Origin of the sequence: Acutalibacter sp. LFL-21 (genome assembly GCF_025630755.1) — a bacterium.
Classification (GTDB): domain Bacteria; phylum Bacillota; class Clostridia; order Oscillospirales; family Acutalibacteraceae; genus Acutalibacter; species Acutalibacter stercoravium.
The window spans coordinates 169,893-182,588 of record NZ_JAOTNT010000006.1; the positions used below are offsets into that span (position 1 = coordinate 169,893).

Consider the following 12,696-nt stretch of genomic DNA (forward strand, 5'->3'; position numbering starts at 1 on the left):
CAAGATCGAGGGGCTAGTGGGCGAGCCCTGGAAACTGGTCGGGATTGTACAGGGCCTGGTACGGCCCGGCGGCAAACCCCCGCTCCCACAGGGCGACGTAACAGGAGACCGGCTCCTTTTCGGGCAGGCACAGCACCCGTTCCGGCCGGAATGCGGGCAGCACCCCCGAACCGCCCAGGCTCTCAAAGGGCACCAGCCGCAGGGAGCTCCCCGGGTCGGGAGGTTCCCCCCGCTCCAGCAAGCCGGCCAGGCCGGCAGGGACCGCCTCTCCCAAGGCCGACGGGGCGCAGACCAGGACCGGCAGTCCGGAAAAGGGCTCCCGCAGGGTGTTGCCCGTGTCGGCCCGGGCCCAGATTTGGACAGATTTCCCGTTTTGCTCCACCAGGAACCGGCGGGATTGATGGGACAGGTCCTCCCGGTGGAACAGCTTTTGAAAGAGCCACAGCACCAGATAGGCTGCTGCCGTGAACAGGAACAGCAGCAGGGGGGACAGGTCCAGGTACACCGCGTGCCCCACCACCGCCAGGTTCCGTGGGGCAAACCAGCGGATGAGGAACAGGAAAAATCCGGCCAGGAGAAAGGAAAAGGCCCAAAAACACAAAAAGGCCCGGAGGAACCCCCGGCGGGAAAGGGGGCAAAAGGCTGCCGCTGTAGTCAACGCGGCAGAAGCCCCACCCCAAAGAAGGGCCAGCCACAAGGGCTGCTGGGGCAGCAGGCACACAAGGGAACAGGCCGCCCCCACCGCGGCGCCCAGCGCCAAACGGCGGTTTCTCACCCGCAGGTGCAGGGACCTCCGCACACACCACAGCAGAAAAAAATCCACATACAGGTTGGTGACGGCCAGCACATCGGCGTAAACTGTCATAGCATTCCTCCTGTCACAGCTTATTATAAGTCCTTCCCGGGGAAAGCCCTGTCGCTTTGTGGGAGCGGCGTGAGGGAAAGCAGGCCAGTTTAAAAATAAGAAAAATTCTTGTTTTCTATTGATTTTCCCAAATTTTGAGGATATAATAGTTACACAAGGCGCCAAGCCCGCAAAAGCATCCGACCGGGCAGTGCCGCATTTTGGATAGTGAAGGGGCGCTTTGCGCACCCTATACCAATAAAAATAGGACCGCACTCAGAAAGGAAGGGAACGCTATGTATTTGAACAAGAGGAAGATCGTTCTGGTGGGCACCGGCATGGTGGGTATGAGCTTTGCCTACTCTGCCTTGAACCAGGCGTTGTGCGATGAGCTGGTGCTGGTAGATATTGACAAGCGCCGGGCCGAGGGCGAGGCTATGGACCTGAACCACGGGGTGGCATTCGCCCCCTCCAGCATGAGAATCTACGCCGGGGATTACAGCGACTGCACCGACGCGGATGTGGTAGTCATCTGCGCAGGGGTCAGCCAGAAGCCGGGGGAGTCCCGCCTGGACCTGCTCAAGCGGAACGCGGCGGTGTTCCAGTCCATCATCTCCCCCATCACCCACTCGGGCTTCTCGGGGATTTTCCTGGTGGCCACCAACCCGGTGGACATTATGACCCGGGTCACCTATGAGCTCTCTGGCTTCAACTCCAACCGGGTGTTCGGCACCGGCACCACCCTGGACACCGCCCGGCTGCGCTACCTGCTGGGGGACTACTTCACTGTGGACCCCCGCAACGTCCACGCCTATGTCATCGGCGAGCACGGCGACAGCGAGTTCGTCCCCTGGAGCCAGGCCATGGTGGCCACCAAATCCGTGCTGGATATCTGCGAGCACTCCGACGGCAGGTTCTGCTTGGAGGAGATGCAGAAAATCAGCCTGGAGGTGCGGGACGCCGCCCAGAAGATTATCGAGGCAAAGCGGGCCACCTACTACGGCATCGGCATGTCCTTGGTGCGCATTGTCCGGGCGGTGCTGTCCAATGAAAACAGCGTGCTCACTGTGTCTGCCCGGCTGCGGGGGGAATACGGCCAGCGGGATGTGTTCGCCGGGGTGCCCTGCATCGTCAACCGCAACGGCGTGGACCGGGTGCTGGAGCTCTCCCTCACCGAGGAGGAGCGCCAGAAATTCGGAGACTCCTGCGCCATCCTTCAGGAGAGCTACCAGGGCTTGGAGCTGTAACAGGCCGGGCTCTCCACCAATCTTGCAAACTGTGTGGAAAGAAAGGGACGCGGAATGACTTCTCTGCTTTTTGTGGCCTTGGGCGGCGCCCTGGGGGCCGCGGGCCGGTACGGCCTGAGCCTACTGCCCTGGAAGGGGGCTTTCCCCCTGCTGACGCTGCTCACCAACTTTCTGGGAGCGGTGGCCATCGGGTTTCTCAGCGGGCTCTTCTCCCAGCGCCTGCTTGGGGAGCGGGGAAAGCTCTTCTGGCAGACCGGCGTCTGCGGGGGCTTCACCACCTTCTCCACCTTTTCCCTGGAGGCAGTGACGCTGTTCCAAAACGGCAAATATCTGCTAGGCGGGGCCTATATTCTGGCCAGCGTGGCCCTCTGTGTGGCGGGGGTCCTGTTGGGCCAGGCGCTGGCCCAGATGCTGGCGAACGCCTGATGGGCGGGAAACAGGACAAAAACGGTCCCCGAAGCGGCGCGGCTTCGGGGACCGTTTATATCTGGAAGGCGTGCTTCACAGCTCCCTGCCCAGGATTTGGATATCCGCGATGAGCTGGTCCACCGCCTCCTCCCGGGTGGCCCAGCTGGTGCACAGGCGGATGGCGGTGTGCTCTTCATCCACCTTGGCCCAGACGGAGACCGCGTACTTTTCCCGCAGCCTGGCCAGCAGCCGGTTGGGGAAGACGGGGAACTGCTGGTTGGTGAAGGAGGGGGCGAAGAAGGGGAACCCAGCCCCTTGGCAGGCAGCGGCAATGCGGTAGGCTTTCTCGTTGGCTTCCCGGCAGATGCGGTAATAGAGCCCGTCCTCAAACAATGCCAGGAACTGCAGCCCCAGCAGCCTGCCCTTGGCCAGCATGCCGCCGTTCTGCTTGATGGCGTAGCGGAAGTCCTGCTTCAGCTCGGGGTTTGCGATGACCACCGCCTCTCCAAAGAGGGCGCCGCACTTGGTGCCGCCGATGTAGAACACATCGCACAGCCGGGCCAGGTCCGCAATGGAAATGTCCGTCCCCCGGGCGGTCAGTCCATAGCCCAGGCGGGCCCCATCCAAAAACAGGTACAAGCCCCTTTCCCGGCACACACGGCCGAGGGCTTCCAATTCAGAACGGGTGTAAAGGGCGCCGTTCTCCGTGGGGTGGGAGATGTACACCAGCTTGGGCTGGACCAGGTGCTCCCGGGCCTCGTCGGCCCAGTGGGCGGCCACGGTCTCCTCCACTTGAGCGGCGGTCAGCTTTCCCTCCGGGCCGCAGGGCAGGGCCAGCACCTTGTGGCCGGTGGCCTCCACCGCGCCGGTCTCATGGCCGTTGATATGCCCTGTCACCGGGGCGATAGCCCCTTGATGGGGCCGCAGCGCCGCCCGGATCACCGTGAAATTGGCCTGGGTGCCCCCCACCAGAAAGTGCACATCCACATCCTCCCGGCCGCACTCCTTGCGGATCAGGGCCCGGGCCGCCTGGCAGTATTCGTCCTCCCCATAGCCCACGGTCTGGGTCAAATTGGTCTCTGCCAGCTTTTCCAAAATCCGGGGATGGCATCCCTCGGTGTAATCGCAGTTAAAATAGAGCATGGGTATTCCTCCCTATTGAATGGATTCTCTGCCGTTCTTATCATAAGAAGCGGAAAAAGATCCGTCAAGCGGTTTTCCAAAAAAAGAACGCCCCTGCCGCAAAAACGCGGCAGGGGCGTCTGTGAAAGGAGAACTCTCAAGGGCTGGAGGAGGGAGATGGTCAGCCCTTGCGCCTATGAAAACCAAAGAAGGAGCCCAGCAGGGACTGGGGGCGCTCCAGCGTGCGGATATCCTCCTGCACGAAGGCCACCGGCTGCAAGCCGCCCTGCATAACCACGCGGTTGGGACGGTCATTGTACATGGGGTATTCAGAATTTCTTATAGTAACAGGCTGCTCTACAAAATCAAACATTGCGATCTTCCTTTCTTCCGCAAAGCAGGATTGAAAATTTGTATTTTCCTGAGAGACAGTTTCCACCGGGTCCGTTCACGCCCCGCTCTCTTCAGCATCTATATTCTAGCATATATCTTCGATATTTTCAACATCTTTATGCTATTTTACCAAAATATTTTTTGAAGATCCAAAAATTCATTTTTGAGCTTTGCAAAGGCGTTTTTCCACGAAAAACACTCTCTTTCTGCACAGCGGCTTTTTCAAAGCTGCAAACACTCTGAAAAAGCACTGTGCTAAAGCCAAAAAAGGGCAAAGTAAAGCCCGGCAGGAATGAGGCCTTGCGCCTCTTCTCTGCCGGGCCCTTTCACAGGGGCTTTTCCTTTTTCCAACCCTGGGTCAGGTCGTGGATCACCAATCCCCGCTCCCGCGCGTACCGCACGGTATAGGCCGTCCCTCCTGTATCCCGCTGCAGGTAGCAAACACAATGCGCACTGTGGTCCACCAAATAGCGGTTGCGCAGGAACAGGCAGCCCCGGGTATAGGCTTTCGCTGTGTATACCACCTCATCCGCCTGGCGCAGCAGCGCCCGGTAGACGGCGGCATCCCGTTGGCTCCACTGGGACTCCTGCCCTACATAGGGGAGCACCAGCACCAACCGCAAATGGGGAAAACGCTCTCCCCGCACCCGAAGCACCTCTTGGGCAGCCATGGTGTCAAAGCCCAAAGCGCCTCCCGCCAGAAATGTGGCAACGCCCCCCTCTGCCAGGGCGCTGATCTCCTCGCGCAGTTTGCGCCGGAGCCAAAGCCCCTCCTGAGCAGGGATACGGCGGTGGCCGGTAAAGCAGCAGCTTGTCTCACGCTCCAAAGGGAGCACTCCTTTCTGTGTTATTCATCTCCAAGATATTCCTCCACAAGAGCCGCCTCATTCCCCGACGTTTCGTACAGGCGGCTTTCTTCCACCAGGAAGGGCAGCCAGCCATTCACGTTTACAACTGCCAGATACTGGCCGTTTTCCGCCGACGCCCCGTACTCCGCAACCCATTCCACCATGACGCCCAGAGCACGCCGGCCGCGGAGTTCCACGGAAAGGCTTTCCTCCACAGGGGGAAGCTCATAGGCTCCATAGCGCTCCTGGATGTGCCGGTTAGCCGTGGCCCCGGCAAGGGCGGGGCGGACCGGGGCAAGGAAATACATCCCTGCCAGCAGCAGCAAAAACGCCAGCGCCAGCAAAACAGCTGCCCGCTTTTTCACGGAAGGTCACTCCCTTGGCCCTTTTCTTAAAGGATACCAGCAACCGGGAAGAATGTCAACCAACGCAAAAAGCGGCCCCCGCAGGAGCCGCTTTTCTTACTGAAACAATACGCTAAACCGAAAGGGAGATTTACTTGGTGCCCTCGTACACAGCCACAGCGCAGGCAACGGTAGCGCCTACCATGGGGTTGTTGCCCATGCCGATGAGGCCCATCATTTCCACGTGGGCAGGCACAGAGGAAGAACCGGCGAACTGGGCGTCGCCGTGCATGCGGCCCATGGAGTCGGTCAGGCCGTAAGAAGCGGGGCCGGCAGCCATGTTGTCGGGATGCAGGGTACGGCCGGTGCCGCCGCCGGAAGCCACGGAGAAGTACTTCTTGCCGTTCTCCAGGGCCCACTTCTTATAGGTGCCGGCAACCAGGTGCTGGAAGCGGGTGGGGTTGGTGGAGTTGCCGGTGATGGAAACGTCCACGCCCTCAGCCTTCATGATGGCCACGCCTTCCAGAACGTCGTTGGCGCCGTAGCACTTCACAGCGGCGCGCTCGCCGTCGGAGAAGGGCTTGGTCTCCACAACCTTCAGCTCGCCGGTGAAGAAGTCGTAGTCAGTCTTCACATAGGTGAAGCCGTTGATACGGGAGATGATGTAAGCCGCGTCCTTGCCCAGGCCGTTGAGGATGATGCGCAGGGGCTCCTTGCGGGCGCGGTTGGCCGTCTTGGCAATGCCGATAGCGCCCTCAGCAGCCGCGAAGGACTCGTGGCCGGCCAGGAAGGCGAAGCACTTGGTCTCATCGCGGAGCAGCATGGCGCCCAGGTTGCCGTGGCCCAGGCCCACGTTGCGCTGCTCGGCCACAGAGCCGGGCACGCAGAAAGCCTCCAGGCCGATGCCGATGGCCTCGGCAGCGTCGGCAGCGGTCTTCACGCCCTTCTTAATGGCCACGGCGCAGCCCAGGGTATAGGCCCAGCCGGCATTCTCAAAAGCGATGGGCTGCACGCCCTTGACGATCTCATAGGGATCGAAGCCCTTGCTCTTGCAGAGCTCGCGGGCCTCCTCCAGGCTGCCGATGCCGTACTCGGCCAGACACTTCTCGATCTTCGGCATTCTTCTCTCTTTGCCTTCAAACATGACGTCATTAGCCATTTGCTTGTCCTCCTTAGTTCATCCGTGTGGGGAATTATTCTTCTCTGGGGTCGATGTACTTGGCAGCGCCGTCGAAACGGCCGTACTGGCCAATGTTGTTCTTGTAGGCCTCGTCGGGAGAAACGCCGTGCCGGATATCCTCCAGCATCTTGCCCACCTTGACGAACTGATAGCCAATGACCTCGCCCTCTTCATCGAGAGCCATCTTGATGACATAGCCTTCTGCCATCTCCATGTAGCGCACGCCCTTCAGGCCGGTGGAGAACATGGTGCCCACCTGGCTGCGCAGGCCCTTGCCCAGGTCCTCCAGGCTGGCGCCGATGGGCAGGCCGTCCTCAGAGAAAGCGGTCTGGCTGCGGCCATAGGCCAGCTGCTTGAAGATCTCGCGCATGGCCACGTTGATGGCGTCACACACCAGGTCGGTGTTCAGACACTCCAGCAGGGTCTTGCCGGGAAGGATCTCAGCGGCCATGGCGGCGGAATGGGTCATGCCAGAGCAGCCCAGGGTCTCCACCAGAGCCTCCTGCACAATGCCCTCCTTCACGTTCAGGGTCAGCTTGCAGGCGCCCTGCTGGGGAGCGCACCAGCCCACACCGTGGGACAAGCCGGAAATATCGGAGATCTGGTAGGATTTTACCCACTTGCCTTCCTCCGGGATGGGAGCGGGGCCATGATGGGGGCCCTTCTTCACCGTGCACATATTTTCCACTTCATGGGAATAGTTCATATTGGTACTCCTTTCGGTTTCAGTTTTCTTCCGGCCCGGCAGCGTCGCCGTCCGAAAAACCAATCTGTGTCCATTATAATCGGAAAAAGCCTTTGTTTCAAGAGCTTTGCCGAAATTTTAACAGGGAAGGCCCGCCTCTTTGAGCACATCCTCTGCCTCCAGGGTGATAGAGCCGTCCGCCCGCACAAAGCAGGGGATGCCAATGCGACCCTCCTCCCGGGCCTCTCTCAGCTCCTCCCGGGTGTCCCGCAGCTTTAAAAAGGCCCGCAGGTTATCCGTGCTGGCAGTGATCTCCACAAACCGGAAATCGGTAAAGCCCTTCTGGGCGAAGAGCTCCTTGGCCTCCCGGCAGCCGGAACAGATGACAGAGCCGTAAAAAGTCACAGAACCTTCCCGCTCCCGCTGGGGCAGGTCCAGCTCATACTCCAGCACCTGGCAGTTGCCCGCGTTGAACTGGAAGAACGCCTCGTTGGTCATATCGTGGAAGTAGCTTTCGATAATGCGGCAGATGCCGCCGTGGCACACCAACAGCACGGACTCCTCCGGGTACTTCTGGGCGATGTCCTCCAAGAAGGCGTAAACCCGGGCGGCGGTGGACATCTGGGACTCCCCGCCGGGGTAGTGGATGGCAAAGGACTTCTTGTTGTTGAGGAAGCCCTCGTCAAAACGGGAGGCCCCCTCGTAAACGCCGTAGTTCTGCTCTTTGATGCGGGGGTCGATCATCACGGGCAGGTCCCGGCCCTCACAGATGAGGGCGGCGGTCTGCCGGGCCCGCAGCAGGGGCGAAACAATGACCCGGTCGATGGGGGTGTCCTTCAGCTTTCGGGCGGTCTCCCTGGCCTGCTCCATGCCGGTCTCGTCCAGGGGCAGGTCCGTGACGCCGCAGACGATGTTCTCCCGGTTCCAAGCGGTCTGTCCATGTCGGGTAACGTAAAGTTTCATAGGGTCCTCCTCAATACCAAGTCAAGTCCAGGCTGGGGTCCAGGTCCGCCAGGAACTGGGCCAGCAGGTCAATGCAGCCCTGGATATCCGCAAGGCTGCCCACTTCCGCCGGGGAGTGCATGTACCGCAGGGGGATGGACACCAGAGAGAAGGGCACGCCCTTCCCGGTCTTGTGGATCACGTCCCCGTCGGTGCCGGTGCGGCCGGTGGCCGCCTCGGTCTGCACGGCGATGCCCTGCTTTTCAGCAGCCTGGCGCAGCAGCCTTTGGAGCTTTCGGTGGCAGCTGGGGTTGTTCACCAGCACAGGTCCGCCGCCCACCCGCACGTCTCCGGTGGCGGCGGTGTCCACGCCTGGGTAGTCGCTGGTGTAGGTCACGTCCACGGCGATTGCCAGGGCGGGCTCCACCCGGGAGGCCACAAAGTAGGCGCCGTTCATGGTGGTCTCCTCCCCCACGGTGGCGGCGCCGTAGACCCCCACCTTGCAGCCCATCTCCCGGGCTTTTTTCACCGCTTCCATCACAATGAAGGCGCCGGTGCGGTTATCCATGCCCCGGCCGGTGACGCACCCGTTGAGCAGCTCCCGGCAGTCCGTGTCGAAGATCACGGGGTCGCCCAGGGACACATGGGCCAGGGCGTCCTCCTTGCTTTTGGCCCCGATGTCGATATACAGATCCTTGGGGGCCAGGTCTTCTTTCTTGGCCATCTCCCTCGTAAACACCACAGACCCATACAGCGGACCGCGCTCCGTAATTACCTGGACTTTATGGCCAGGATACAGGGGCGCAAACACCCCGCCGGTGCGGTTCACCCGCAGAAAGCCCTCCTGGGTCACGGCGGTGACCAGCAGGGCAATCCCATCCATATGGCCGGCCAGCAGCACCCGGAAATCACAATCCGGGTTGAGCACAGCCACCACGTCCCCTATTTCATCGGTTCGCACCTGGTGGGAAAATGTCCCGGCATAGCCGTACAGCTTTTTCCCCAGCTCTGTCTCCCTGCCGGAGGCCGAAGGGGTGGCAAGCATCTCCCATAAAAGCTCCTTGTTCATCTCGGCTCGATCCCTCCCTTAATTCTCACAGTATTCCGCCTTTCATTATACCGGAAAGGCATGGTGTTGAAAAGCCCAGGGGCCGCACTTTTTTCACATCCCCTTTTCCTGGCTGTGAAAAGGGCTTCTTCTGCGCACAAAGCAAAAGGCGGCGCACCGGCTCTTTATCAGCCGGCACGCCGCTTTCCGCTGGCCCGAAAGCCTTTTCCTCTTTACTCGCCGTGGCTCGCGCCGCCCATGGTTTTCACCAGCACGGCCTTCTGGGCATGAAGGCGGTTCTCTGCCTCCTCGAAAATGTACTGGGCATTGGCCTCGAACACCTCCTCGGTGATCTCTTCACCCCGGTGGGCGGGCAGGCAGTGCTGCACCATGGCGTCGGGCTTGGCTTGGGCCATGAGCTTCTCATCGACGCAGTAGCCGGCAAAGGCCGCTTCCCGCTTCTGGCGTTCCTCCTCCTGGCCCATGGAGGTCCACACGTCGGTGATGACCACGTCCGCGTCCTTGGCGGCCTGAAGGGGGGAATCTGTCAATTCAAACTTATCCCCGTACCCGGCGGCGAACTCCAGGATCTCCTGGGGCGGGCGGTAGCCCTGGGGGCAGGCAACGGACACGCCCATGCCCACCTTCAAACCGCCCACAATCAGGGAGTTCATCATGTTGTTGCCGTCGCCGATAAAGCACAGCTTCAGCCCTTCCAAAGAGCCCTTGTACTCCCGGATGGTCATTAAATCCGCCAGCACCTGGCAGGGGTGGCAGAAGTCCGTCAAGCCGTTGATGACGGGCACGCTGCCGTACTGGGCCAGGGCCTCCACCTCGTCCTGACCGAAGGTGCGGATCATGATGCCGTCCACATAGCGGGAGAGCACCCGGGCCGTGTCCTGAACCGGTTCGCCCCGGCCGATCTGAGAGCCTTCTGCCCCCAGCACCACGGCGTAGCCCCCCAGCTGGTTGATGCCCACCTCAAAGCTGACGCGGGTGCGGGTGGAGGACTTCTCAAAAATCATGCCCAGGCACTTGCCCCTGAGATGGGGGTGCTCGATGCCGTGCTTGGTCTCATACTTCAGCTGGTCGGCCAGGTTCAGGATGTCGAGAATTTCCTCGCCGGTGAGATCCAGCAGCTTCAACAGGTGTTTCATGGGTGTTCCTTCCTTTCTGTGCTCCCGCCGGTAAACGGCGCGGACCGTCTCTGTGTTATGCTCCCAGGACTCTCTGGAAGATGGCCAGGCCCTGGTCTATATCCTCTTGCGTGATAGTGAGCGGAGGCAGAAACCGCACCAGCTCCTTGGCGGTGAGGATCAAAAGCCCCTGCTTGGCGCACTGCACCAGCACCTCGTGGGCGTCTTTCTCCTTGAGCTTCACGCCGATCATCAGCCCCCGGCCCCGGACGTACTCCACCTGGGGCATGGCCTCCAGCTTCTTCCGGAAGCAGGCGCCCTTCTCCGCCACGCTCTGAAGGAAGGCGGGGTCGGACACCCGGCGCACCACCACCCGGGCCCCGGCGCTGGCAACGGGATTGCCCCCAAAGGTGGAGCCCTGCATGCCGGGTTTCAAGATATCCCCCAGCCTTTCGCTGACCAGGCAGGCGCCCATGGGCAGGCCACCTGCCAGGCCTTTGGCTGTGGTGACAACGTCCGGCTTCACCCCATAGCCCTGGTAGGCATAGAAGGAGCCAGTGCGCCCAATGCCAGTCTGCACCTCGTCGATGAGGAGCAGCACGTCTTTTTCCCCGCACAGCTGGGCCAGGCCCTTTACAAATTCCTCGTCCATGGGGATGACGCCGCCCTCGCCCTGGACCATTTCCAGCATCACGGCGCAGACGGAGCCATCCAGAAGGGCCCGGATGCCTTCCAAGTCCCCGGCTTCGGCGTAGAGGAAGCCCTCTGTCAGGGGAAGGAAATCCTTGTGGAACCCTTCCTGCCCGGTGGCAGCCAAGGTGGTGAGGGTGCGGCCGTGGAAGGAGTTGTTCAGAGTGACAATCTTGTAAGCGCCCCGCTTCTCGCCGTACTTGCGGGCTATCTTGACAGCGCACTCGTTGGCCTCGGCGCCGGAGTTGCAGAAAAAGGCTTTCGCCATGCCGGAGGCCTGGGAGAGCTCCTGGGCCAGGGCGGTGTTCTCCGGGCTGTAGTAGTAGTTGCACAGATGCTGGATGGCGCCCGCCTGGCCCGCCACAGCTTGGACCCACTCCGGGTCGCTGTATCCCAGGGCGTTGACGCCGATGCCTGCGGTGAAGTCGATGTATTCCTTGCCGTCCACATCCCAGGCCCGGGCGTTGCGCCCCTTGACCAGGGCGGCGTCCACCCGGCCATAGGTGGGCAGGATGTAAGCTTGGTCTTGGTCCTTGATATGCTGAAAGGTCATGGTATCACTCCCAACGAAAAATCGTAAAACCGCGAAGCGGCGTTTTTTAATAGAACATCGTGCCGATGCCCTCGTCGGTGAACAGCTCCACCAGGATGGAGTGGGGCGTCCGCCCGTCGATGATGTGGGCCCGGCCCACGCCCCGGCGCACCGCGTCCACGCAGCAGTCGATCTTGGGGATCATGCCGCCGGAGATGATGCCCTCTTTCTTTAAGCGGCTGACGTCGCTGACGTTCACCACGGGGATCAGGGTGCTCTCGTCGTCCTTGTCCCGCAGCAGGCCCCGCACGTCCGTCATCAAAATCAGCTTCATGGCCCCTAATGATGAGGCGATCCGGGCGGCGGCCACGTCGGCGTTGATGTTGAACACCTCGCCGTGATACCCAGCCGCCACGGTGGAGACAATGGGCACATAGCCGTTCCCGGCGGCATTGCGCAGGATGTCCACGTTTACCTCCCGAATCTCCCCCACATAGCCCAGCTCCGTGTCCAGCTGGTCCGCTTTCAGCAGGGAGCCGTCCAGGCCGCACAGGCCTACAGCCTTGCCGCCCGCGTCCTCCAGGCGCTGGACCAGGTCCTTGTTCACCTTGCCCGCCAGCACCTGCTGGACGATATCCATGGTCTCCTGGTCCGTGACGCGCATGCCGTTTAAGAACTTGCTCTCTTTTTGAATCTTTTTCAGCATGGCGTTGATCTCCGGCCCGCCGCCGTGGACCAGCACCACGTTGATGCCCACCAGCTGCATCAGCACGATGTCGTTCATCACGTCGTTTTTCAGGCCCTCGTCGATCATAGCGTTGCCGCCGTACTTCACCACTACGGTCTTGCCCGCGTATTTTTTAATATAGGGCAGCGCCTGTACCAGGACCTTTGCCCGCTCGCTGTTTGAAATGTCCACCGAAAATTCCCCCTCGTTTCGCCAGTCACAGGCCGGCGGTATAATTGGCCGTGTAAAGTACCAGCGCCCCGACAGCCAGGGCAAAGAGCAGCAGCATCACGCCCCCGGCGATGAGCGCCCCCAGCAGCAACCGCCGGGGCAGCTTAGCCATGCGCTTTTTTCCCGGCAAGTACAACGCCAGGGCCAGCAACAGCAAGACCCCCGCCACAAAGCCCATCTCCAAGGCGTAAACGATGAGCAACCCAATACCCAACACTGCCAGAACCAGAAAAGCCAGCACGTCCAGGTACACCAGACCCGCCAGCACCAGGGCGGCAATCTCCCAGAAGCCCCAGTCCAACCTATGTTTCATGGAGAC

General features: G+C 61.1%; 15 protein-coding genes. 2 read left to right on the forward strand and 13 right to left on the reverse strand.

Annotated features, from left to right (window positions below; all coding sequences use genetic code 11):
* Positions 1–13: 13 nt before the first annotated feature.
* Positions 14–865 (reverse strand): sigma-E processing peptidase SpoIIGA, encoded by an 852-nt coding sequence (locus tag ODJ80_RS09065; RefSeq protein ID WP_263041821.1) that lies wholly within the window; start codon positions 863–865, stop codon positions 14–16.
* A 275-nt stretch (positions 866–1,140) separates the two neighbouring features.
* On the opposite strand from ODJ80_RS09065, the gene ODJ80_RS09070 reads away from it, so the two are divergent.
* The gene (locus tag ODJ80_RS09070) at positions 1,141–2,091 is read left to right on the forward strand and encodes an L-lactate dehydrogenase (RefSeq protein ID WP_263041822.1); all 951 of its coding nucleotides are present in this window, start codon (positions 1,141–1,143) and stop codon (positions 2,089–2,091) included.
* Between the two features lie 54 nt (positions 2,092–2,145).
* Positions 2,146–2,517, forward strand: coding sequence for a fluoride efflux transporter CrcB (gene crcB, locus ODJ80_RS09075; RefSeq protein ID WP_178863081.1), 372 nt, complete (start codon positions 2,146–2,148; stop codon positions 2,515–2,517).
* Between the two features lie 75 nt (positions 2,518–2,592).
* On the opposite strand, the gene ODJ80_RS09080 is transcribed toward crcB, so the two are convergent.
* From ODJ80_RS09080 to ODJ80_RS09135, 12 genes are all read right to left on the reverse strand, one after another.
* Positions 2,593–3,642, reverse strand: coding sequence for a threonine aldolase family protein (locus tag ODJ80_RS09080; RefSeq protein ID WP_263041823.1), 1,050 nt, complete (start codon positions 3,640–3,642; stop codon positions 2,593–2,595).
* A 160-nt stretch (positions 3,643–3,802) separates the two neighbouring features.
* Positions 3,803–3,994 carry a hypothetical protein gene (locus ODJ80_RS09085; protein ID WP_178863085.1) on the reverse strand — a complete coding sequence of 64 codons (192 nt, stop codon included), beginning with the start codon at positions 3,992–3,994 and terminating at the stop codon, positions 3,803–3,805.
* 346 nt (positions 3,995–4,340) lie between these two features.
* On the reverse strand, positions 4,341–4,841 hold the full coding sequence (locus ODJ80_RS09090; RefSeq protein ID WP_263041824.1) for a DUF1273 domain-containing protein: 501 nt from the start codon (positions 4,839–4,841) through the stop codon (positions 4,341–4,343).
* A 20-nt stretch (positions 4,842–4,861) separates the two neighbouring features.
* A complete protein-coding gene (locus ODJ80_RS09095) occupies positions 4,862–5,227 on the reverse strand; it encodes a hypothetical protein (RefSeq protein ID WP_263041825.1) in 366 nt (121 codons plus the stop codon).
* Between the two features lie 130 nt (positions 5,228–5,357).
* Complete coding sequence (locus ODJ80_RS09100; protein ID WP_178863092.1) at positions 5,358–6,365, reverse strand: GGGtGRT protein; 1,008 nt, start codon at positions 6,363–6,365, stop codon at positions 5,358–5,360.
* 34 nt (positions 6,366–6,399) lie between these two features.
* A complete protein-coding gene (locus ODJ80_RS09105; protein ID WP_177896502.1) occupies positions 6,400–7,092 on the reverse strand; it encodes an iron-sulfur cluster assembly scaffold protein in 693 nt (230 codons plus the stop codon).
* A 117-nt stretch (positions 7,093–7,209) separates the two neighbouring features.
* The gene (locus ODJ80_RS09110; protein WP_178863094.1) at positions 7,210–8,034 is read right to left on the reverse strand and encodes a histidine phosphatase family protein; all 825 of its coding nucleotides are present in this window, start codon (positions 8,032–8,034) and stop codon (positions 7,210–7,212) included.
* 10 nt (positions 8,035–8,044) lie between these two features.
* A complete protein-coding gene (locus ODJ80_RS09115) occupies positions 8,045–9,082 on the reverse strand; it encodes a M20/M25/M40 family metallo-hydrolase (protein ID WP_263041826.1) in 1,038 nt (345 codons plus the stop codon).
* A 212-nt stretch (positions 9,083–9,294) separates the two neighbouring features.
* Complete coding sequence (argF, locus tag ODJ80_RS09120; protein ID WP_263041827.1) at positions 9,295–10,218, reverse strand: ornithine carbamoyltransferase; 924 nt, start codon at positions 10,216–10,218, stop codon at positions 9,295–9,297.
* 55 nt (positions 10,219–10,273) lie between these two features.
* Entirely contained in the window at positions 10,274–11,440 is a 1,167-nt protein-coding gene (locus ODJ80_RS09125; RefSeq protein ID WP_263041828.1) for an aspartate aminotransferase family protein, read from the reverse strand.
* A 46-nt stretch (positions 11,441–11,486) separates the two neighbouring features.
* On the reverse strand, positions 11,487–12,338 hold the full coding sequence (gene argB / locus ODJ80_RS09130; protein WP_263041829.1) for an acetylglutamate kinase: 852 nt from the start codon (positions 12,336–12,338) through the stop codon (positions 11,487–11,489).
* A gap of 25 nt (positions 12,339–12,363) precedes the next feature.
* Positions 12,364–12,690, reverse strand: coding sequence for a hypothetical protein (locus ODJ80_RS09135; RefSeq protein ID WP_178863106.1), 327 nt, complete (start codon positions 12,688–12,690; stop codon positions 12,364–12,366).
* Positions 12,691–12,696: the final 6 nt, after the last annotated feature.

Bases quoted from the DNA above. Each gene is read 5' to 3' on its own strand.
- ODJ80_RS09100 (WP_178863092.1), bottom strand. From the start codon at position 6,365: ATGGCTAATGACGTCATGTTTGAAGGCAAAGAGAGAAGAATGCCGAAG.
- ODJ80_RS09125 (WP_263041828.1), bottom strand. From the start codon at position 11,440: ATGACCTTTCAGCATATCAAGGACCAAGACCAAGCTTACATCCTGCCC.
- ODJ80_RS09135 (WP_178863106.1), bottom strand. From the start codon at position 12,690: ATGAAACATAGGTTGGACTGGGGCTTCTGGGAGATTGCCGCCCTGGTG.
- crcB (WP_178863081.1), top strand. From the start codon at position 2,146: ATGACTTCTCTGCTTTTTGTGGCCTTGGGCGGCGCCCTGGGGGCCGCG.
- ODJ80_RS09080 (WP_263041823.1), bottom strand. From the start codon at position 3,642: ATGCTCTATTTTAACTGCGATTACACCGAGGGATGCCATCCCCGGATT.
- ODJ80_RS09110 (WP_178863094.1), bottom strand. From the start codon at position 8,034: ATGAAACTTTACGTTACCCGACATGGACAGACCGCTTGGAACCGGGAG.
- ODJ80_RS09105 (WP_177896502.1), bottom strand. From the start codon at position 7,092: ATGAACTATTCCCATGAAGTGGAAAATATGTGCACGGTGAAGAAGGGC.
- ODJ80_RS09115 (WP_263041826.1), bottom strand. From the start codon at position 9,082: ATGAACAAGGAGCTTTTATGGGAGATGCTTGCCACCCCTTCGGCCTCC.
- argF (WP_263041827.1), bottom strand. From the start codon at position 10,218: ATGAAACACCTGTTGAAGCTGCTGGATCTCACCGGCGAGGAAATTCTC.
- ODJ80_RS09085 (WP_178863085.1), bottom strand. From the start codon at position 3,994: ATGTTTGATTTTGTAGAGCAGCCTGTTACTATAAGAAATTCTGAATAC.
- ODJ80_RS09065 (WP_263041821.1), bottom strand. From the start codon at position 865: ATGACAGTTTACGCCGATGTGCTGGCCGTCACCAACCTGTATGTGGAT.
- ODJ80_RS09070 (WP_263041822.1), top strand. From the start codon at position 1,141: ATGTATTTGAACAAGAGGAAGATCGTTCTGGTGGGCACCGGCATGGTG.